Below are 21,467 nucleotides of genomic sequence, written 5' to 3'. Positions count from 1 at the left end.
GCCCCCGAATCGCCAACCCGGCAGGACCGATGCACACAAGACGGACTACCCCCGTGGGACTTTGGCGAGGCTCCATCAGGGGTACTTGATATGGCGCCCATACCCCCGTCTGCCTCACAAGCCGCATCCGAAAATGCAGGCCTGGGTCTTCCTTCCGTCGTCGGGCCTTCGCCCCGATCATACCGAACCCGCCGCAAGACGGCCCGGTCAAAACCCGCCTTTCCCGTCATCACGGGAACCGGACACACTTCGGGCTTCCGCCCACCGTGCAACTCGCCCGGCAAGGCCGACAGCTCCCGCCACGATCCGGGCAGGCGCGGCCAACCACAAGGCGCACCTCGGGCATCCGCCACCCAAAACCGCCCTTCCCGCGAACGCGGGAATCCAGACAGCCTTCGGGCTTCCGCCCGCCGCGCCAACAGGCCACCTTCGGCCCCACCACCCGCTCCTGCCTTCCCCGGTAATGCCGGGGTACGATCCGGGCAGGTCTTGCCACCGACAAGACGCAACTCGGGCGTCCTGACAAATGGCCGGGTTAGCGGACCGGCAGAATGCCCCCGTAATGGCTTTTCCATCCACCCGTCATGATCCTGCGGGCTGGCCCGCCGCCTTCTCTGTCCATGTAGTAACGCATCATCATCGTCTCTTTCCTCTGGCCCAAACGCAAAAACCCGCAAGGCACAAGGCCTTGCGGGTTTCGGTCCGGGCGGATTTATCCCCTTGACTTTTCTGTTATGCCACAGCGAAAAGAACAAATCAAGAACTTTTTTCAAAAAATCCGAAAAAACTTTGCAGGCCTCTGCCGCATATTCTCAAACCCGCGCCGGGATTTGAAAAAACAATATTTATTTCAATATGTTATGCGCATTTCCCGATACCTCCATCTGCGGCACCCTTGGCTGGATACCCGCATCCCGTGTGCACGATTGCACGGCAAACAAGAACAAAATTATTTCGGGTTGAAATTTATGTCTTGACCGAATTGGAAAGAAATCGAAACCTTATCCCGATGTATAGCCGGAATAGAGAATTTACATAGTATTTCCTGTCCGGCTGGAACAAGGGAGGACAGAATATGAGACCCGGTTTATCAACCTGCATTCTGGCAGGAACGGCGGCATTCGCGGCACTCGCCGCCATGACGCTGCGCCCGGCACCCGCCGCGGCATGCAATTTGAACGGCTATATCGGCAGCATCTGCTGGACCGCCATTTCCTTTTGCCCCGAAGGATATTTACCCGCATACGGGCAAAATCTCCAGATCGGCCAGTATCAGGCGCTTTATGCCCTGTATGGTACGACCTATGGCGGGTCTGCCCGGCAGGGTAATTTCAATCTGCCAGACATGATGGGCCGGGAACCGGTCGGCACCGGCACCGGCCCCGGCCTGTTTCCGATGGAGCCGGAATACCCGATTAATGGTCCGGAAAAAGTTACGCTTACGACTGCCAATCTGCCGCTGCATGATCACGGCGTCAATATCCCTGCGGATTCGAAAATTTCGGTGGCGGTTCAGGAAACAGCCGGATCGCTCACCATGCCCGCAGGAAACGTTCTGGCCGCGCCACAAAATACGAACGTTAAAATCTATGCCGATACGACCGATGCAACCATGGCCGCCGGAATGGTATCGGCGCATATATCCGGGCAACAAATTACCAGTGGCATCACCCCCGGCACAGATCCTCAACCGATGGCGGTTCTTGGTCCGCAACTGGGGATGCTGGCCTGTGTGAACTATGACGGTTACTTCCCGATCAACCCGAATTAACCGCGCCGCAATTGCCAGGTTTGATTTTCATCGATTCTATACCGGGGAACCACAAATGACCCATTACACCAAAACCCTGCTGGCAGTGGTGGCAACAGCCGCATTGACCAGCATCTTCCTGCCGCAACCGGCCTGGGCCACATGCAGTGATGATCCCATGCTCGGGGCGATCTGCTGGATGGCGACGGATTATTGTCCGAATAATTATGCCAAGGCGAACGGGCAAAGCCTTCCGGTCCAAACCAATGCGGCGCTTGCTTCCCTGATCGGAAACACCTATGGCGGGGATAACATAAACTTCAACCTCCCGGACCTGCAAGGACGCAGCGTCGTCGCCCAGGGACAATATTCTAACGGCACTGTATTGCGCGGACAAAAGCGGGGGGCGGCGACCACCACCATGACGGTCAACAACCTGCCGCAGCACCAGCACCTGATTGATCCATCCACCTTTGTACTTTCCGGGACGCTCAAGGCCAACAAAACCGCACCAACCGACAACAGCCCCGCAAACCGTTACCCTGCTGTTTCATCGGCGACCCAGATGCCCCTTTATGGCACCGGCACCCCCCACGCCGATATGCAAAGCGGCATCGTGTCGGGCGATCTGTCCGGAATGACGGGGAATACTGCTGTTTCGGGCGGCGGTGCGCCGATCGATGTTACGGCCCCCCGCCTTGGCCTGACCGCCTGCATCGCAGTCAAGGGTTACTATCCACCACGGCCTTAACCAGAACCTGTTTTCGGAAAGGAAATTCAACCATGAAAACATCTTTGAACCATATGGGCCGGGCGGGCATATTGGCTGTTCTGGCGACTGTGGCGACCTTTGGCATCCACCAACCGCAGGCCACCGCATCGGACTGCGCAGATGATGGCTTTGCATCCTCCGTCTGCTGGACAGGGGCGCGGTATTGTCCGCAAAACTACCTGCCTGCCGATGGCAGGTTACTGGCTGTCAATGGCAATGAAATGCTTTTTTCCCTGCTCGTAACCCGTTTTGGCGGCGACGGAATAACCAATTTCGCCTTGCCGGATCTGCGGAGCCGCACCATCGCCGGAACCGGTCAGGGTGCAGGCCTGCCTGCGGTTGCCCTTGCGCAATCCTATGGCGCAGAAAGATCCACGTTAACCATCGCCAACATGGCACCCCATACCCACAGTTGGACCCTTGAAACGGCAGAAGTCACCGGAACATTGCAGGGCCTTGCGACACAGGGCAATTCATCATCTCCTGAAAACAGGCTTCCGGGGAACCTTCCCACCGTCGGGGCGCTGATAGCCAGATCCCCATCTTATGGAAATGCGCCCGATGCCAGCCTGAACAGTGATGTGGTCAGCCTGACCAATACTTCCACCGCCAACCGCACGGAATCTGAGGGAGCACCCTATCCCTATGACATTCCGTTGCGCCCGGCCCAGCAACCGTTGCTGGCCTGTATTATGACACAGGGCCTTTATCCGGTGCGACCCAATTAAGAAATTGGCCGGATGTCAGATGACGCATAAACTGACATCCGGTCATGCCCGGCCCAGCAACAACAGCAATGCTTGCGCCGCCACCACCCCGCCGCCGATCACAATCAGGAATGCCATAAACAATCCGCGCCACGATCCGGTTGAAAACCGCATCTCCAGATAATATTGCAAGATCAGCCACGCCTTGATCAGACCGGCGATCATGATCACCATGACCGGCACAATGCCCAAAATGTTGGCGGTGGCGGTTCCTTCGGTTGCCCCGGCGGCCAACAGGGATGTGACCGTCATGCCAACGGCAACCGCCCAGACAATCACCGGAATTTTTACCGAACCCTGATTCTGTCTGGTCATCAGCGCACCAGATAAATCACAGGAAAAACCAGCACCCAGACCAGATCGATCATATGCCAGAATGCCACACCGGTTTCGATATTGATCCGGCTGGGCGACAGGGCGACAATCCCCAAAATCCCCAGCCCCATCCCCACATGCAGCGCATGAAACCCGGTAATCAGGAAATACAGGGTAAAGAAAGTATCGGTTTCAATGCCGATCCCGGCATCGAATTTCGCCTGATATTCAACGATCTTGATCACCAGAAACACCACACCCGCCACCGCCGCCAGCAACAGCCACAAACGGCACAGGCCAACCCGCCCCGATGCAATGGCGCGTACCGCAAAAACCGCGAAAAGGCCGCTGGTCAGCAAGATGACGGTATTGATCCCCCCGGCCACCCGGTCCAGCATGATTTGCGATTGGGCAAACCCGACGGGATCGACAATCCGCGCCCCGGAAAAAGTCAATAAAAACGCCCCGAACACCACCAGTTCCGACAGGATCAGAACCCACATCAAAGGATGACCGGGCAGGTTTTCAAGCCCGCCCCAATTATCGGACGTTTCGGATTGGTCTTGCGGCAAAGCTGTCATCGCACCAGTTGGCGGTAAATGCGTGGCAAGGCGGCGGGCAATTTTTCAAGATGGCCGACAATGGCATGCCCCCCCGCCCCGAAAATATAGGGGAAATAATCCTGGGCCTTGCGATCGATCGTCACCCCGAACAGGCCAAGCCCCTGTCGGCGGCATTCCTGTACGGCGCGGCGGCTGTCCTCGATCCCGTAACGGCCTTCGTAATGATCGATATCGTTGGGTTTGCCATCGGTAATCACCAGCATCAGGCGGTGCTGCTGCGGACGGGCGGCCAGCAATTTTCCGGTATGGCGGATCGCCGCCCCCAGACGGGTATAATAACCGGGTTTCAGCGCGCCAATCCGGTCCTGACAGATGTGGGAATAAGGTTCATCAAAATCTTTCAGCGTCGTCACCCGCACCCAGTCGCGGCGGCGCGAGGTAAAACTGAACACCCCGAAATCATCGCCACAGGCATCAAGCCCCCCCGCCAGTACCTGCAAGGCCTGTTTTTCAACATCCAGCACCCGGTGATTGTCGATCCACGCATCGGTGGACAATGACACATCCACCAGAACCGCCACCGCCAGATCGCGTGCCCGGTTGACCGTGCGCAGATAAACCCGGTCATTTTGCGCACCATTCCCCGCCAGATCACAGCGCGCCCGCACCAGCGCCTCCAGATCCAGTTCACTGCCGTCGCTTTGGCCGCGCAACATTTCATGTTTGGGGCGAAAGGCTTCAAACTGGCGGCGGACATGGCGAATTTGACGACGTTCGCGGTCTGTCAAAATCCGGGCATCCGGGTCGCTCGTGCCGGTATCCCCGACGCCGGTGATCACCTTGCAGAAATCCTTGCGATATGTCTGGCGGCGGAAATCCCATTCGGGATACAGAAATTCTCCGCACAAGGCCGGGCCACTGGCATCGGCGGGTGGCAGGTCAAGATCGAACCGCAACCGGGTCGCCGCCTTGCGCTGGCAATTGGAAATTTCCATTTCTTCCAGTTCGCTGGCCGCCCGGCGGGCATCCTGTTCGTCTTCGTCATCCATCGGACGGTTGACATTGACCATCTCGGCAATCGACAGGATTTTTTCAAACCGGTTCACCGCCAGCGGATCATTCCGACCTGCCTGATCATTTTTGCGGCGACGCGACCGTTTTTTATGATCACTGTCCCCGTCTTTGGATGTGCCATCCTCATCGGGGTCATCGGCACCGTTTTTTGCCGATGTGCCACAGGCCAGAACCTCGCCCCACAAAGGCACAGGCAGGAATGGCGCATAGCGAAACGACACATAGCCGGGCGGTGTCGCAAGCGGCGAAAAATCGCCGATGGGCGTCCCGCCGTCATCCATCTGTTGCCAGACCGGGTTATCCCCGCAGTCATCCGCTCCGTGCAAAATCGCCAGAACGCATTCTTCCACCCGCTGTTCGGCCATCGGCAATTTACGAACCGGGCGCAAGGCCATAAAGGCCTGATACAGCCGGTGACGCAAGGCCGTGATGCCGGGAAACAGGCGCTGCACGCGCAAATCCGTTTCCCGCGCCTTGTACAGACGCCAGACATCACGACGATACGGATCGTCAATGCCCTTTGGGCGATCCAGCCGGGCCGCCGCAAACCACGCCATCAACCAGATATAAAGATCACGGTTCAGGCTTTGATGCGCAAACAGCGACAATTCGGATGGCAGTTTGACCGCCGATTCACTCAGTTCCGCCAGGGAAATCTGTTCATCCACCAGCCCGATGCGCTGACGCAATCGCAAACGGTGGGCCGATACCCGCTTGTCAATTTTGGCAAATTCGGCGGCAGGATTACCGCCCAGCGCCCGAAAAATCACCGGCAGAACAGGACGCATATCGGCAAAACGGACGACCGCATCGCGATGATCGCGATAGCTGTCCTGTCCATGACTGGCAATGCGATGCCACAACATGCCGACATGTTCTTCAAATTCCAGCAGATTAACCATTCCGGTCTCCTCATCCGGACGAACCGCCCGCCATCAGCCGCGCAGAATGCTGATGGCTTCGATCAGGCCTGCCTTGACATCGGCATCATCGGACAGGGGTTCGATCACCGCACACCGCAGGGCATCATCGAATGCAAAACCGGCATCCAGCAGCGTCGCGCAATAAACCAGCAAACGGGTCGAAACGGCTTCTTCCAGATCAACCCCCTTCAGGGTGCGGATATTCCCGGCAATCCGCACCAGAAGACGCGCGGTTTCCGCGTCAATACCGGTCTCGCTCATGATGACTTCGGCCTCGATCTCCGGTGCCGGAAAATCAAATTCGATGGCCAGAAAACGTTGCCGGGTTGACGGTTTCAGTTGCTTGAGCAAATTCTGATAACCGGGGTTATAGGACGCCACCAGCATGAAATTATCGGGTGCTGTCAACAATTCACCGGTACGTTCCAGCGGCAACAAACGGCGATCATCGGTCAGCGGATGCAAAACCACGGTCACATCCTTGCGCGCCTCAACCACTTCATCCAGATAACAGATGCCGCCATGCCGCACGGCGCGGGTCAGCGGACCATCGACCCAGACCGTTTCCCCACCTTTCAGCAAATAACGCCCGGTCAAATCCGCCGCCGTCAAATCATCATGACAGGACACGGTATAAAGCGGCACCCCCAGACGGGCCGCCATATGGGACACAAAACGGGTTTTGCCGCAACCGGTCGGCCCTTTCAGCAACAGGGGCAATTTACGGTGCCATGCCGCCTCAAACACCCGGCATTCGTTACCCGCCGGGGTATAAAAGGGCATGTCAGCGGCATCGGGCAGGGCTTTAACAGTCGCAAGCATGATTTTCTCCGCAAGGGTCAGGGAAGAAAGGCGTCGGCCGGTCGCCCGGGGAGAGAGCTAAACCGGCCTCGGCCTGCCGATATGTTCTGCATCGTTTAAATCACGCTGCGCGACATACCGTCTTGATCGCGGTCATTCGGCGGGACGGGCAACCACGCGGGTCTGTCCGGCCAAAGGAACACGGCGCGGAATCACCACCAGCGACCAGACCACCAGAACCACCCCGATCAGAACGGCAACCCCTGATCCAAGACGCATCCAGTAGAAAAGGGCAACCTGATCCTGAACTTCCATATAACCCATGCCCAGAACCCGTTGCAGATGGGTTTGCACCACACCGGCAAAGGTCAGGGTAAAGGTCATGAAGGCCATGGCGCTGGTCGTGATCCAGAAACCCCACATATTGAGTTGCTGGTTAAAGGGTTCACGCCGGCGCAGATACGGCAACGCATAGGTAAAGATCGCCAGATTGAGCATCACATACGCGCCATAGAATGCGAGATGGCCGTGGGCTGCGGTAATCTGGGTGCCGTGGGTGTAATAATTGACCGCCGACAACGTATGCATAAAACCCCATACACCTGCGCCAAAAAACGCCATCACCGAACATCCCAGCGACCACAGCAAGGCCGCCTTGTTGGGATGATCGCGACCGCCTTTCCACACCATGTAGAAACAGAACACGACCATGGCAAAGAACGGCACGACTTCAAGGGTTGAAAACACATTGCCGATCCACTGCCAGTAACCGGGTGTTCCGATCCAGTAATAATGGTGCCCGGTCCCCAGAATGCCGGTAAACAGCGACAGCGACACCATGACATACAGCCATTTTTCAATCACTTCGCGGTCAACACCGGTCATCTTGATCATCAGGAACGCCAGTATCGACGCCATGATCAGTTCCCACACACCCTCGACCCACAGATGGACAACATACCACCAGTACATCTTGTCGAGCGCAAGGTTGGACGGGTTATAAAAGGCAAACAGGAACAACAGGGCCACCAGCCACAAAGCCACCATCAGGACGTTGGAAATCGCCGTCTTGCGGCCCTTGAGCAGGGTCATCGTCGCATTGAACAGAAACATCAGCGCGACAATCACAATGCCGACCTTGATGATCAGCGGCTGTTCAAGAAATTCACGGCCTTCGTGAATTCCAAACAGATAACCGACCACAGCCGCCCCTGCGGCAACCATAAACAGCCAGAACTGGATAATCGCCAGTTTCGGGCTATAGATTTCGGTTTCGCATTCTTCGGGCAACAGATAATAGGCTGCCCCGAAATACCCCATCAACAACCAGACAATCAGGGCGTTGGTGTGGATCATGCGAATGATGTTGAAAGGCAGAATTTCCGACAAAAGATTCGGAAAAACATAGACCGTACCGGCAAGGACACCGAACAGAACCTGCGCGGCGAACAATGTCAGTGCGCCGTACATGTAATACAGCGCCACTTTTTGCGATTGATATTTCATTGTAGCCTCGTTTCCATCAGAACAGCCTTAACCGGCTTCATTTGGTGGCCAGTTCTGGGTGTCGATTTTGCTGGTCCATTCCAGAAAATCGATCAGTTGATCGAGTTCCGGATCGGTCAGGTTAAATTGCGGCATTTGACGCCGCCCTTCGATCCCGGTTGGCTGTACGGCCATCCAGGCTTTGAGCGTGTCACGCGCACCTTCCGGGTCGTCTTCTCCGCCATAGCGCACCCAGACATTGCCGAGTTCCGGCGCGTAATAGGCACCTTCCCCCAAAAGCGTATGACAATTGATGCAGGAATGGCGTTCCCAGATATGCTTGCCTGCCACCACCGACGGCGACAGTTTCGACTCATCGGTCGATACTGTTTTGATGTAAATGTGGCTGTGCAGGGTCAAACCCAGGAAAACGACCAGAAAGAAGATCGTCCCGCCATAAAAGATATTTCGGGCGGCGGATTTGGTCAGACGTTCAGACATGTGAACGGATCCTCATTCCGGTTGAAACGCGAAAACCGCTCTGTCCCCAAAGCGGCAGTTGCGCATCATTTCCCGAAATCGCGAGAAGACCCTTGATAGTGGTCAAAATTCACAGGATGCCCGCCGGGTGGACATCGTTCCCCATCCCCAACCGGTTCAGTCGGCCAGCTCAAACCGTACCGAAAAAACAGCCCCGCTGTGATGTTCCGGTTGATCCAGATTGATCTTGCTGCCGTGGCGCAGGGCGATTTCGCGAACAATCGACAGACCCAAACCACAGCCATCACCGGTCGATCCCGGCCCACGGTAAAAGCGTTCAAACACCTGTTTGCGGTGTTCCAGTGCAATGCCCGGCCCATCATCCTCGACCACAAGATCAACATGCCCGTTACCGGGGCGCAAATGCACTGTTACATTGCTGCCCGCCGGGCAATAGGTCAGGGCATTATGCAACAGGTTTTTCAGCAATTCCTCAATCAGGGTGGCATCGCCCATGATCATCACTTCACCCGGCACCCCGTCATAGCCCAGATCAATACCGCGTTCGATCGCCAGCGGCACCTTGGCCCCGGTGACACTGCGGGTAATATCGCCCAGATCAACCGGACGAAAAGGTTGCCCGGCCAATCCTTCGGGCGCGGCCCGCGCCGAAGTCAGCAACTGATTGGCAAGATGGGATGTTTGCCGGGTTGCTGCCGCCAGTTTTTCCAATGTCTGGCGCAAGACATCCGGGTCGGTTTCACGCAGGCCCAGTTCCGCCTGGGTCCGCAAGGCGGCCAAGGGTGTGCGCAACTGATGTGCGGCATTGGCGGTAAAGCGTTGCATGGTCGATAGCGCATTTTCCAGCCGCAACAACAAATGATTGATCGCCCCGACCAGATGTTTGACCTCGGTCGGGACATCATGAAGGATCGGGCGCAAATCGCTGGAAGACCGACGGTTCAGGGCTTCTTCAAGCCGGGCCAGCGGTTTAAGGCCCTTCTGAACACCAAACCACACAATCAGGGCAGCAATCACAATCAGGGCGGATTGCCGCACAGCGGCGCGGGCCAGCATATCCTGACTAAGACTTTGGCGCGTACCCGTGGTTTCGGCGACCATCACCTGAAAGCGCGTTGCCATCCGCGCACTGGCGACATAGCGCGACAAGGCCCCAATCCGTACATCCTCGCCCTTATACACCGCATCGTAAAATACCGGCTCATCGCCCAGCGGCAGCAAATTATCCGGCACCGCCGGCAAATCGTCATAGCCGGTGATAAATTCGCCGGTTGCCGCCCCCACCTGATAGAAAACCCGGTCCTGTGAGGATGATGTCAACATTTCCAGCGCGACATAGGGCACATCAACTTCGATCCGCCCGCCAATCAGCACCACCCGGTCGGCAATCGCCAGCGCCGAACTCATCAGGGCGCGGTCAAAGGCCTGATTGGTGGCATGCACGGCGTTGGAGCGTGCCTCAAACAGCAACAGGGAACTGATCGCCAGTAACGGGATCAACAACCAGATCAGCAATCTTCGCCGCAGCGATGCGTTACGCCATTTCATGGTTTTTTCAACAAATAGCCCAGCCCGCGCACAGTCTGAATGCGAATACCCGCCGGTTCCAGCCGCTTGCGCAGGCGGCTGATATAAAGTTCGACCGCATTGCCACTCAGATCATCATCAAAACCGGCAAGCTGGTCGGCAATCTGGTCCTTGCTGATCACATGTCCGGCCCGCAACAGCAAGGTTTCCAGAATGGCAAGTTCGCGGCGCGGAATATCAATATCCTGATCATTGATCATCGCCCGCCGCGCCACCGTGTCATAGGATAATATGCCACAGCGCAGCGTCGTATTATGGGTCCCGGCATGACGGCGCATCAGGGCGCGTACCCGTGCCTCCAGCTCCACCAGTTCAAACGGCTTGGCCAGATAATCATCCGCCCCCAGATCAAGCCCACGCACCCGGTCGTCAATATTGTTGCGGGCCGTCAGGATCAAAACCGCGCATTCCGACTGACGATCCCGCAACCGCTTTAAAATTTCCAAGCCGTCCATACCCGGCAAATTCAGGTCCAGCACCACCAGCCCGTATTCCTGGGTACGCAGGATATCATCGGCTTCTTCACCATCTGCGATGACATCAACGGCATAACCGGCATGTTGCAACGACCGGGCAATACCATCGGCAAGGGCTTCGTGATCCTCGACAACCAGAACTCTCATTGTATCTGCCGGTATCCGTTGCTATCTGTTAATGCCATAACGATCTATACTATGTCTTTCTGTCCTGGACAGAAAGGTCCGGTCCGTATCCCGAAACACTGTTTTCAAGGCCGTGGTAACAGTAATGACATTGCGCAGTACTATCATTACATGCCTTGTCGTCGCAGCCTTTTTCCACACGTCCACAGGCCGCGCCGAAATTTTTCAGTTTCCGCCGCTGTCACAGGCCGGCAATGCTGGCCTTGCCGAAATCATCGCGCCGGATACCCCAAAAGTCATCATTTACGGGTCGGCAGATATCGAGGCGTTTCAGCCCGCTATTGATGGGTTTCGCCACCACGCGCCGCAAGTCGCCGTCGAATATCATCAGCTTCAGACCCTTGAAATGTATGATCGCGTCCTTGCTGAATCCGGTGATGGTGAACTGGCTGCCGATCTGGTGATCAGTTCATCGATGGATTTGCAAATGAAGCTGGCGAATGACGGATACGCCCGCCCCCATGACAGCAATGAAATCGCCGCCCTGCCCAAATGGGCATCATGGCGCAACGAAGCCTTTGCCATCACACAGGAACCCGCCGTCATCGTCTATAATCGCCGATTTTTCCGCGATCATAACCTGACGCCGCCGACCACCCGCAACGCATTGCTGAATATGTTGTCGCAACAGGCAGATTTGTTTGAAGAACGCATCATTACCTATGACGTTGAACGATCCGGCGTCGGATTTTTGTTTCTGGCCCGCGATGAACGCCATTATGACCCGATCTGGGATTTGATCCGCGAATTTGGCAAGGTACGGGTCAAACTGTTCAGCAACACATCGCCCATGCTGGAAAAAATCGCCGAGGGGCAGGTTGTGCTGGGTTACAACCTGCTGGGCAGTTATGCCGAAACCTTCAGCCACCGTAACCCCAATGTCGGCGTGATCCTGCCCGATGATTATATCGTGGTGTATTCGCGCATCGCCATCATCCCGCGCAGTGCCCGAAACCCCGATCTGGGTGGACAGTTTCTGGATTATATCCTGTCGGTTGAAGGACAGGAAATCCTGCAAAATGACGGCAATTTCAGCCCGGTGCGCAGTGACGTTCCATCCGGCCCCAACATGACGATCCAGTTGGATCGTCATGGCGAACGGGTGCGGTCATTCCCGGTTGGCCCCGGCCTTCTGGTCTATCTGGATCAGGCCAAACGCGAACGTTTCATTACCCGCTGGCAGGATTCCCTAATGGGAAGACGCTAATTCAATCGCGTTTGGGAACCGACCGCCGGGCCGGGCCGTCATAACTCCAGATCAGGCGGCGCGGGATCGGCCCCTTGTTGCGCCCGCCCTGTTGGGTTTGTTCCCACGCATGGGCCAAAATCCCCACCGACCGAGACAGACAAAAAAGCCCGCGCGCCAACGGCCCGGCAAAGCCCAGTTCGGCATAAATCACCGCCGTCGCCCCGTCGATATTCATCGGGATGCGTTTGCCCTTGCGCTGTTCCAGCGTTGTTTCAATTCCACGGGCAAGGGTTGCGAAACGGCCCGACACCACCCCCTTGCCCGCTGCCTCATCCACCATTGCCAACAGGCGCGGGGCGCGTGGGTCAACCGGATGAAAACGATGGCCAAAACCCGGAATATGTTTGCCGTGCTGATCGATCTGTTCATCGATCCCGGCGGCAACCGCTGCGTCCAGATCAAGCCCGGCCTGCATACGGGCATCAATATCGTGATAGAGGGTAATCGCCTGTTCCCCCGCCCCGCCATGCACATCGCCCAGAACATTTACCGCACTGGCCATCGCATTATTCAGGCCAACGCCACAAGTCGCCGCCATGCGGGCAATCGCGATACTGGGGGCCTGCGGCCCGTGATCTACGGCGGCCACCAGGGCTGTTTCCAGCAGGGCGGCCTCGGCCCGGTTCGGTAAATCACCGCGTGTCATCAACCAGATCATATCGGCAAAGCCGACCTGCCCGATCAAATCCTCGATGGCATAACCGCCATAATGGATTTTGCCCGGTTCCATATCAATGATCGAGGTCCGCCACCAGTCGCTGGCTTCCTGTTCAACAGATTGTGCGGTACGTTCGTTCATAATGCGCCCTCATGTTTCAGGGTTTCAATGTCGTCCTTGCCATACCCAAGTCTGGACAGGATATCGGCGGCATGTTCGCCCAGTTGCGGCGGCGGGGCTGCTACCGCCGGGGCATCGCCATTCATCTTGATGCCAGTACGCAAAATGCGGATATCGCGCCCCACACCGGGCACATTGTCAAACCCGGCAATCATGCCGCGCCCGGCAATCTGATCAAGCGACAGGGTTTGCTGCACAGTCAGAACCGCCCCGGCCGGAATACCGGCATCATTCATGATCGTAACCCAGTCATCGGTAGTCTTGCCGACCAGGCTTTGTTCCAGCGCCACGGTCAGGGCCTTGCGGTTTTTGATACGATGGATACGGGTGGCAAACCGGTCGTCTTCCAAAAGATGCAAAAGGTTCGTCACCTTGCAGACCGCCTCGAACTGTTCCTGCTTGTTGGCCGCAATATTGATTTTGCCATCAAGGGTCCGGAACGTGCCGGATGGGGCCGATGTGAAATTGTCATTGCCATTCGCGGTCGGTTCCTTGCCCGCCACCAGAAAATTCGACACCACCCACCCCATGGTCGCCACCACGGATTCCAGCATCGAAATATCGATAAAGCTGCCCTTGCCGTCATGATGGCCCGCCGCCCGGCCATTCAGGGCGGCGACAATTGCAAAGGCCGCCGTCAGCCCCCCAATCGTATCGGCAACCGGATAGCCGACGCGATAGGTTTCATCCTGATCACCGGTGATGGTCATGATCCCCGACAATCCCTGTACAATCTGGTCATAGGCTGGCAGATGACGCATCGGCCCGGTTTGCCCGAAACCGGAAATCGCACAATAAACCAGACGCGGATTAACCGCAGACAGCACGTCATAGCCCAACCCCAGCCTGTCCATCACGCCGGGGCGGAAATTTTCAACCAGAACATCGGCGCGTTCGACCAGTTTTTTCAGGACTTCCTTGCCGCGCGGATGTTTCAGATTAAGCGTGATGGATCGTTTCCCGGCATTTTGCGCCAAAAACGACACCCCCATCAGTTTTTCATTCAATTCCTGATCGGCCCCCAATTGCCGCGCCAGATCACCATGCCCCGGTGCCTCGACCTTGATCACATCGGCCCCCATATGGGCCAGTTGATGGCAACAGAATGGCCCGGCCAAAACATTGGTCAGGTCCAGAACCGTGATCCCGGCAAGCGGTTGGGTATATGTCATGACATTTCCTAAAAATTCTGTCTGGTAGAATTATGTTCTATTATATAGAATTTCGTATCTTCGGCAACCACATTGACCGCATCCTTTTGAGAGACAGGACAAAAATCATGACAGAACAATATGTTGGTGCAGTCGAACGCGCCCTGATCATTCTGGATGCCTTTGGCGACAAGGATGCCGATCTGTCATTAAAGGACCTGTCCGAACGCACTGGCTTCTATAAAAGCACCATTCTGCGCCTTGCCGGAACATTGGAGTCGCGCGGTTATCTGGTGTTATCGGGTCGGGGGCGGTATCGGCTTGGCCCCGCCCTGTGGCGGCTTGGGTCGGCCTATCGCCGGTCCTTTCGTATGGATGATGTGATCCGCCAGCATCTGGAACAACTGGCGGCACAAAGCGGCGAAACCGCATCGTTCTATGTGCCCGAAGGCCAAAATCGCCTGTGCCTGTTTCGGGTCAATTCATCACGCAGCCTGCGCCATCATCTGGAAGAGGGAGCATTATTACCCTGTGATCGCGGGGCGGCCGGACATGTGATCCGGGCATGGGGGCATGGGATCGATGATCGTGCCCTTGCTGTCCACGACGCCGGATTTGCACAAAGCGAAGGCGAACGCGATCCCGATATCAGCGCCCTTGCCGTTCCCGTTCTGGATCGGGACAGCCTTTTGATCGGTGCCCTTGCCCTGTCTGGTCCGCTTAGCCGGTTTGATTCTGAAAAACGCAACGCCGCCCTTGGCCTGCTGCATCAGCATGCCGCGCAATGCGCAACCGATCTTGGTCATTAAGGAAAAACCGGCCTCGAAAATCCGGGCACTCATGCCGTTTGATCAAAGATCTTGTGATTTTTTTGCATCCATCCGATGCGATGACAGGTTGGTGACAGGTTTCACTGTTAGGGTCGCGCGATTGCCGGTCCGCGGGGCAACCCGACAGGAAACCCATAAAACAAATATATCGGCAAGGGAGGTCGTCCGGCGCAAGCCGTCATCAAACGCCAGTCCGGCGTTTGCCTTTCTTGCAAGTATATATTCTTGTCATGGCCGGTATACTGCCCTTGGGTGGTTCAGGAAACAGGTCTTTATGTCCGGAGGAGACGTTTACTATGAAGAATTTGACGATGTTTTCGCGTCGTGGTTTTGTGGCGGCTGCGGCTGCCATTGCTGTTTCGGCAGCGGCTTTCGGCCCGGTTAAATCCCATGCTGCCGATATGGACAGCATCCATTTCATCATCCCCGGTGGCGCTGGTGGCGGCTGGGACGGCACCGCACGCGGTACTGGCGAAGCCCTGACCAAATCGGGTATGGTCGGTTCGGCATCTTATGAAAACATGTCGGGCGGCGGCGGCGGTCAGGCCATTGCCTATATGATCGAGGCATCCGACCGTCTTGATACCACCCTGATGGTCAATTCCACCCCGATCATCGTGCGATCATTGACCGGTGTTTTCCCGCAATCCTTCCGCGATCTGACCCCGATTGCCGGTGTTGTTGCCGAATATGCCGCCTTTGGCGTTCCGGCCGACAGCCCCTATCAGTCCTTTACCGACGTCGTTGACGCGATGAAAGCCGATTCCAATGCTGTGAAAGTCGGCGGTGGTTCGGTCCGGGGCGGTATGGACCATATCGTTGCGGCCTTTGCCTTCCAGAAAGCCGGCGGCGACGCCAAACAGCTGAAATATGTCCCTTATGATGCAGGTGGCAAGGCAATCGCCGGTCTGCTGTCGGGCGAAATTGACATGCTGTCAACCGGTCTGGGCGAATTGCTGGAACTGCACAAAGCTGGTCAGGTCCGGATTCTTGCCGTAACCTCCAAAGAACGTGTTGAAGCCGCATCCGACGTGCCGAGCCTTGGCGAATTGGGCATTGATGCCGAATTCATCAACTGGCGCGGTTATTTCGGGGGCCCGTCCCTGTCGGCAGAAAAGGCCGATGCCTATGCCGAAATGCTGAAAAAGCTTCAGGAAACCGAAGAATGGGAAGTCGTCCGCAAACGCAATGGCTGGGAAAAGCTGTATGTGCCGCGTGCTGAATTCACTGCCTTCATGGAAGAACAGGAAACCATGGTTGGCGGCCTGATGCGTGAACTTGGCTTCCTGAAATAAGCCTGGGTCACACAGTCAAGAAAATCTGAGGAAACCACGTCATGACGATCAATCGGGATAAATTCGGTGCTTTGCTGTTTCTGACACTGGCGCTGATTTATGGATATTATATCAAGGATATCCCGCTTTTATACGGCGACGAAGATGCCGCCTTTAATGCCCAAACCATGCCGACCGCTGTCGCATGGCTGATGGGCGTGGTTTCCTTTCTTCAACTGGTTTTACCGCCGCGGACCGAGGTCCACAATCTGCGCGATGCCTTTGTCGGCCTGCAATGGCGCAAAGTGATCCTGCTGTCGGTCCTGATGATTTTTTATGGCCTGACCATCCGGTATCTCGGCTTTATCATCTCGACCTCGATCTTCCTGTTGATCGGCTTCATGATCCTTGGCGAACGCCGGATCAAGGTGCTGCTGGGCGCGTCGATCCCGGTTGTGGTGGTGTTCTGGTTCCTGCTCGCCAAACTGATGGGGGTCTATCTGGCCCCTGGCGACCTTTTTCAAATTTTCGGCTAAGGCGCACGGAAAATGCTTGATGGAATTCTTTCCGGTCTGACGACCGCAATCATGCCGATCAACCTTTTGATGGTAATGGTTGGCTGCTTTGTCGGTACCTTTATCGGCATGTTACCGGGCCTTGGTCCGATCACCGCCATTGCCCTGATGATCCCGCTGACCTATGGATTTGACCCCTCAACGGGTATGATCCTGATGGCCGGGGTTTATTACGGTGCGATTTTCGGCGGATCGACATCCTCGATCCTGATCAATGCACCCGGCGTTGCCGGTACAGTTGCCACCGCCTTTGACGGCTATCCGATGGCCCAGCGGGGCGAGGCGGGCAAGGCACTGGCGATTGCTGCCTATTCGTCTTTTTCCGGTGGCACCATTGCCGCGATTTTTCTGCTGGTGGCGGCCCCGGCTCTTGCATCCGTTTCCCTGTCTTTTCAATCGGCGGACTATTTCGCCCTGATGGTACTGGGTCTGACGGCGGTAGCGGCGTTTGCTGGCAAGGGGCAGTTCCTGAAGGCTGTGATGATGACGCTGTTTGGCATCATGCTGGCGACCATCGGCACCGATCCAGCCGCAGGCGTTGCCCGCTTTACCTTTGGCAGCATGGATCTGATTGACGGTATCAGTTTCCTGTTGCTGGCAATGGCGACTTTCGCTTTGTCCGAAGCTCTGATGTCGATCCTGCGCCCGCCCAAAAACACAACTGCCGCAGAACAGGCTGCCCTTAAAAAGCTGGGTTCAATGAAGCTGTCGCGCGAAGAAATCAAAACCATGATCCCGGTGATTGGCCGATCATCGGTTCTGGGGTTCTTTACCGGCGTTTTGCCCGGTGCCGGTGCGACCATTGCGTCCTTCCTTGCCTATGGCATGGAACGCAATATCGCCAGCGCCAAGGAAAAGCTGAAATTTGGCAAGGGATCAATCCGCGGTCTTGCTGCCCCTGAAACCGCCAATAACGCGGCATGCAGTGGTTCGTTCGTGCCATTGCTGACCCTTGGCATTCCGGGGTCGGGCACCACGGCCATCATGCTTGGTGCGTTGATTTCCTATGGCGTTCAGCCCGGCCCGCGCCTGTTTGTCGAACAGCCGGAAGTCTTCTGGTCAGTGATCATTTCGATGTATATCGGCAATATCGTGTTGCTGATCCTCAATCTGCCGCTGATCCCCTATATCTCGAAATTGCTGGCCCTGCCGCAGCAAGTGCTGGTGCCATTCATTCTGTTTTTCTCGCTGATCGGGGTTTACCTCGTCACGTTCAACACCATGGATATTCATATGATGGTGTTTGCCGCGGCGATTGCCATTGGCTTGCGGTTGCTGAATTTCCCGATGGCGCCGATGTTGCTGGGCTTTATCCTTGGCAGCATGATGGAAGAAAATCTGCGTCGTGCCTTGATCATCAGTGACGGTTCGATCTCCTTCTTGTGGGAACGTCCGATCACGCTGGTCATCCTGATCATCAGTGTCGCCTTCCTGATGGCACCGCTGCTTGGGGTCGTGCGCGAACGCCTGCGTAACCGTCGTGAACTGCCAAACGACGGCGAAATGTAATCATAATTCCGGTCGGAACCATCTGGGGGAAAGATAATGCGCATTCTGGATAATTTGGGCATTGGCCTTAAAACCCTGGTGGTTCCGGTCTTTTTGATGATTGTGATTGTGCTGATGGGGGCGGCCACCGTGCTGACCCTTGAAGCCGAAAAAACTACCCTGACCAATCTGCGCGTCGAAGCCTATGAACGCAGTACCGATGCCCTGACCCTTTCCGATGAAATCAACCGTGCGCATGGATCGCTGTTTCGTCTGCTGACTTGGGATTCCAACGGCATGAATTCCAGCGCTGTGTCAAACCTGCGCGACGATGCCAGCCAGATCAAGATTGAACTCGCCCCACTGGTTGAACGACTGTCAAACGTCGGCGGGCCGGAATTCATCGCTGCCTATGACGATTATATCGCCATCGTCGATGAATTCCTGATTGCCAGCGAAACCAATGTTTATGGCGCACTCGAAGTTATTTCGCGGGCCGATATCGCCTATGAAGCCCTGCAAATCCCCCTGCGGGCAATTTTGGACGGATCGGCGGCAATAGCCGAAACCTCCTTTGCCGATGCCGCCAACCGGGCCGAAACCGTCCAGACCGTTTTTGTCATTGTCGCCCTGGTGGTGATTGTCATGGCCGTGGTGGTATCGGTGTTTGTATCGCGCCGCATTTCCCGCCCGATGACCAATATCGCCACCCTGATCGACCGCATTGCCGGGGGCGATCTTGACCTTGAAATTCGCGGACAACAACGCGGCGATGAAATCGGCGTGGTGGCCCGGTCGCTTGCAGTGCTGCAAAGCCAGTCGGTCGAGGCCGAAACCCTGCGTTCCGAACGCGAACAGGCCCGTGAAATCGAACGACAGCGCCAGCGCGAACTGGTTGCCGCCACCCATGCCTTTGAGGCCGCCGTGCAGGAAGCCCTGGGCGGGTTTGACCGGGAATTCGGATCGCTGAACGGATCGGCCACCGATATGCGGTCGGTCGCCTCATCGGCCAGTGCGCGCGCCAACGAGGCCAGCCGCCATTCCGACGATGTGTTGCGCCATGTTGAATCGGTTGCCGAAACCACCGCCAGCCTGTCCGAGGCGATCACCGAAATCGGCCAGCAGGCGCAAAGATCGGCCGAAATTGCCGGACGGGCACGGACCGAAAGCGAAAATTCCCGGCAATTATTTGAACAACTGACCAGTGCCACCCAACGCATTGGCGATATTGTCACCCTGATCGAAGACATCGCCAGTCAGACCAACCTTCTGGCCCTGAATGCCACCATCGAGGCCGCTCGCGCCGGGGATGCAGGCAAGGGATTTGCCGTGGTGGCAGGCGAGGTTAAAAACCTTGCCTCGCAAACGGCACGTGCCACCGATGAAATTGGCACGCAGGTTGGCGAAATTCGTGGTCTGACCGAAAATGTCGTCCGCGCTCTTGAAGGAGTGGCCGAAGTGATTGGCGAGGTCGATCAATCCGCCGCCGCCATTGCCGCCGCGGTTGAGGAACAACAGGCCTCCACCCATGGCATTTCACAAAGCATCCATGATGCCAATGGCGGCATGCAAACCGTGGCCGAGGCCGTCGGGGCACTGGATCAGGAAACCGGCCGCGCCAATAACGGGGCCGAAGACGTGTTGCGTGCTACCGATACCCTGAACCGCGAGGCAGCCAATCTGCGCCGGGCGATTGCCGGGTTCCTTGATCAGATCAATGCACAAAGGGTCGATGCATAATGCCCCCGGTGCCCGACGCCCCCAAACCCGCCGGTTTTATGGCGGATATGACCCCTGCCTTTTTCCGCAAACTGTTTTCCGCCCTTGGTATCGGCCTGATTGGCGGGGCGATTGCACACAGCATCGACATGCCGCTGGCCTGGATGATGGGGCCGATGCTCGCCACTTTTATCGCCAGCCTGCTGCGCGTCAAAATGGGCATTCCGATGCGGGTGCGTTCGGTTATTCTGGGCGTAATCGGTATTTTTCTGGGCGCATCCTTTACCCCTGAAACCCTTGATCAGGCATCGCGCTGGCCGCTGAGCATGATTGCGGTTCTGATCTATGTGCCGGTCATCACCCTGATCGTCACATGGTTCTACACCAAAATCGCCAAACTGGACCCTGCCACCGCCCTGTTTTCCGCAACACCGGGTGGCCTGACGCCGATGGTGGTTCTGGGGGCGGCTGCCGGGGGCAATGAACAGGAAATCGCCCTGACGCAAGGCCTGCGGGTTTTATTATTGGTGATGTCGGCCCCGCTGATTGCCTTGCTGGTGACCGGGGTGGTAGCGACCGGGCATGGCGATGATGCCGCCCTGTCGATGGATTTGACCGGCGGGGCCATCACGGTGGCCCTTGCCCTTGTCACCGTCTGGCTGTTTCGCCGCATCGGCGTTCCCGCCGCCGAAATGACCGGGGCGATGATGGCCAGCATGGTCTTGCATGTCAGTGGTCTGGTCGAAGGCAATCTGCCCGGCTGGTTGCTGGCCGGCAGTTTGTGGATTCTGGGTTCGGCCATCGGCAGTCGCTTTGCCGGTATCAAACTTGCCTTTCTGATCCGCCTTGGCGGCTATGCCGTTCTGGCCACCGCCGTTGTGCTGGCCTTTACCGGGCTTGTCTCGTGGGGGGTCTCTCAAGCGCTTGATCTTGATTTCATTGCCGTGCTGCTGGCCTTTGCGCCGGGCGGGGTGGCGGAAATGTCGCTGATTGCGTTGGCACTAAATGTCGAACCCAGTTTTGTCGCTTTTCACCACATCATTCGCATTTTTGAAATCGTCCTGCTCGCCCCGATCATGGCGAAATGGATGCAGAAACGACAGATGCGCAACGGAGCTTAAGCGCCCCGTCTGCGCCAGATCA

General features: G+C 56.7%; 20 protein-coding genes. 10 read left to right on the top strand and 10 right to left on the bottom strand.

The features are described from left to right. Positions 1-1,075: 1,075 nt before the first annotated feature. The 3 genes from Q8O73_RS10085 to Q8O73_RS10075 are packed head-to-tail and all read left to right on the top strand — an operon-like array spanning position 1,076 to position 3,250. Positions 1,076-1,771 carry a phage tail protein gene (locus Q8O73_RS10085; RefSeq protein ID WP_305558030.1) on the top strand — a complete coding sequence of 232 codons (696 nt, stop codon included), beginning with the start codon at positions 1,076-1,078 and terminating at the stop codon, positions 1,769-1,771. A gap of 55 nt (positions 1,772-1,826) precedes the next feature. Next, entirely contained in the window at positions 1,827-2,501 is a 675-nt protein-coding gene (locus tag Q8O73_RS10080; RefSeq protein ID WP_305558029.1) for a phage tail protein, read from the top strand. Between the two features lie 32 nt (positions 2,502-2,533). After that, on the top strand, positions 2,534-3,250 hold the full coding sequence (locus Q8O73_RS10075) for a phage tail protein (protein ID WP_305558028.1): 717 nt from the start codon (positions 2,534-2,536) through the stop codon (positions 3,248-3,250). 42 nt (positions 3,251-3,292) lie between these two features. Here Q8O73_RS10075 and Q8O73_RS10070 read toward each other — a convergent pair whose 3' ends face one another. The 8 genes from Q8O73_RS10070 to Q8O73_RS10035 form a co-directional block, all read right to left on the bottom strand. Next, positions 3,293-3,604 carry a cytochrome C oxidase subunit IV family protein gene (locus Q8O73_RS10070; RefSeq protein WP_305558027.1) on the bottom strand — a complete coding sequence of 104 codons (312 nt, stop codon included), beginning with the start codon at positions 3,602-3,604 and terminating at the stop codon, positions 3,293-3,295. Continuing rightward, positions 3,604-4,185, bottom strand: coding sequence for a cytochrome c oxidase subunit 3 family protein (locus Q8O73_RS10065; protein ID WP_305558026.1), 582 nt, complete (start codon positions 4,183-4,185; stop codon positions 3,604-3,606). Before Q8O73_RS10065 ends, Q8O73_RS10070 begins: the two co-directional genes overlap by 1 nt. Continuing rightward, a complete protein-coding gene (locus Q8O73_RS10060; protein ID WP_305558025.1) occupies positions 4,182-6,143 on the bottom strand; it encodes a nitric oxide reductase activation protein NorD in 1,962 nt (653 codons plus the stop codon). Before Q8O73_RS10060 ends, Q8O73_RS10065 begins: the two co-directional genes overlap by 4 nt. 33 nt (positions 6,144-6,176) lie before the next feature. After that, positions 6,177-6,986 carry a CbbQ/NirQ/NorQ/GpvN family protein gene (locus tag Q8O73_RS10055; protein ID WP_305558024.1) on the bottom strand — a complete coding sequence of 270 codons (810 nt, stop codon included), beginning with the start codon at positions 6,984-6,986 and terminating at the stop codon, positions 6,177-6,179. 132 nt (positions 6,987-7,118) lie between these two features. After that, the gene (locus Q8O73_RS10050) at positions 7,119-8,471 is read right to left on the bottom strand and encodes a cbb3-type cytochrome c oxidase subunit I (RefSeq protein WP_305558023.1); all 1,353 of its coding nucleotides are present in this window, start codon (positions 8,469-8,471) and stop codon (positions 7,119-7,121) included. Positions 8,472-8,498: 27 nt separating this feature from the next. Further along, a complete protein-coding gene (locus Q8O73_RS10045) occupies positions 8,499-8,951 on the bottom strand; it encodes a cytochrome c (protein WP_305558022.1) in 453 nt (150 codons plus the stop codon). 156 nt (positions 8,952-9,107) lie between these two features. After that, positions 9,108-10,499, bottom strand: coding sequence for a sensor histidine kinase (locus tag Q8O73_RS10040; RefSeq protein ID WP_305558021.1), 1,392 nt, complete (start codon positions 10,497-10,499; stop codon positions 9,108-9,110). Beyond that, positions 10,496-11,161, bottom strand: a complete 666-nt coding sequence (locus tag Q8O73_RS10035) for a response regulator transcription factor (protein WP_305558020.1) — start codon at positions 11,159-11,161, stop codon at positions 10,496-10,498. Before Q8O73_RS10035 ends, Q8O73_RS10040 begins: the two co-directional genes overlap by 4 nt. 124 nt (positions 11,162-11,285) lie before the next feature. Between Q8O73_RS10035 and Q8O73_RS10030 the strand changes: the two genes are divergently transcribed. Beyond that, positions 11,286-12,407 carry an ABC transporter substrate-binding protein gene (locus Q8O73_RS10030; protein WP_305558019.1) on the top strand — a complete coding sequence of 374 codons (1,122 nt, stop codon included), beginning with the start codon at positions 11,286-11,288 and terminating at the stop codon, positions 12,405-12,407. Position 12,408: 1 nt separating this feature from the next. On the opposite strand, the gene Q8O73_RS10025 is transcribed toward Q8O73_RS10030, so the two are convergent. Further along, complete coding sequence (locus Q8O73_RS10025; RefSeq protein ID WP_305558018.1) at positions 12,409-13,248, bottom strand: citryl-CoA lyase; 840 nt, start codon at positions 13,246-13,248, stop codon at positions 12,409-12,411. Further along, positions 13,245-14,459, bottom strand: coding sequence for a CaiB/BaiF CoA-transferase family protein (locus tag Q8O73_RS10020; protein WP_305558017.1), 1,215 nt, complete (start codon positions 14,457-14,459; stop codon positions 13,245-13,247). Before Q8O73_RS10020 ends, Q8O73_RS10025 begins: the two co-directional genes overlap by 4 nt. Before the next feature lie 107 nt (positions 14,460-14,566). Between Q8O73_RS10020 and Q8O73_RS10015 the strand changes: the two genes are divergently transcribed. From Q8O73_RS10015 to Q8O73_RS09990, 6 genes are all read left to right on the top strand, one after another. Continuing rightward, on the top strand, positions 14,567-15,247 hold the full coding sequence (locus Q8O73_RS10015) for an IclR family transcriptional regulator (protein WP_305558016.1): 681 nt from the start codon (positions 14,567-14,569) through the stop codon (positions 15,245-15,247). A 317-nt stretch (positions 15,248-15,564) separates the two neighbouring features. After that, positions 15,565-16,563, top strand: a complete 999-nt coding sequence (locus tag Q8O73_RS10010; RefSeq protein ID WP_305558015.1) for a tripartite tricarboxylate transporter substrate binding protein — start codon at positions 15,565-15,567, stop codon at positions 16,561-16,563. A gap of 41 nt (positions 16,564-16,604) precedes the next feature. Further along, on the top strand, positions 16,605-17,078 hold the full coding sequence (locus tag Q8O73_RS10005) for a tripartite tricarboxylate transporter TctB family protein (RefSeq protein WP_305558014.1): 474 nt from the start codon (positions 16,605-16,607) through the stop codon (positions 17,076-17,078). 12 nt (positions 17,079-17,090) lie between these two features. Beyond that, positions 17,091-18,626, top strand: coding sequence for a tripartite tricarboxylate transporter permease (locus Q8O73_RS10000; protein WP_305558013.1), 1,536 nt, complete (start codon positions 17,091-17,093; stop codon positions 18,624-18,626). 36 nt (positions 18,627-18,662) lie between these two features. After that, positions 18,663-20,345, top strand: coding sequence for a methyl-accepting chemotaxis protein (locus Q8O73_RS09995; RefSeq protein WP_305558012.1), 1,683 nt, complete (start codon positions 18,663-18,665; stop codon positions 20,343-20,345). Continuing rightward, entirely contained in the window at positions 20,345-21,445 is a 1,101-nt protein-coding gene (locus Q8O73_RS09990; protein ID WP_305558011.1) for an AbrB family transcriptional regulator, read from the top strand. The genes Q8O73_RS09995 and Q8O73_RS09990 overlap by 1 nt, the downstream gene beginning before the upstream one ends. Positions 21,446-21,467: the final 22 nt, after the last annotated feature.

The sequence above is a fragment of the Thalassospira sp. genome (assembly GCF_030690045.1).
Lineage (GTDB): Bacteria > Pseudomonadota > Alphaproteobacteria > Rhodospirillales > Thalassospiraceae > Thalassospira.
Note: the sequence above shows the minus strand (reverse complement) of the source record. Positions and strands in the feature narration are given on the sequence as shown.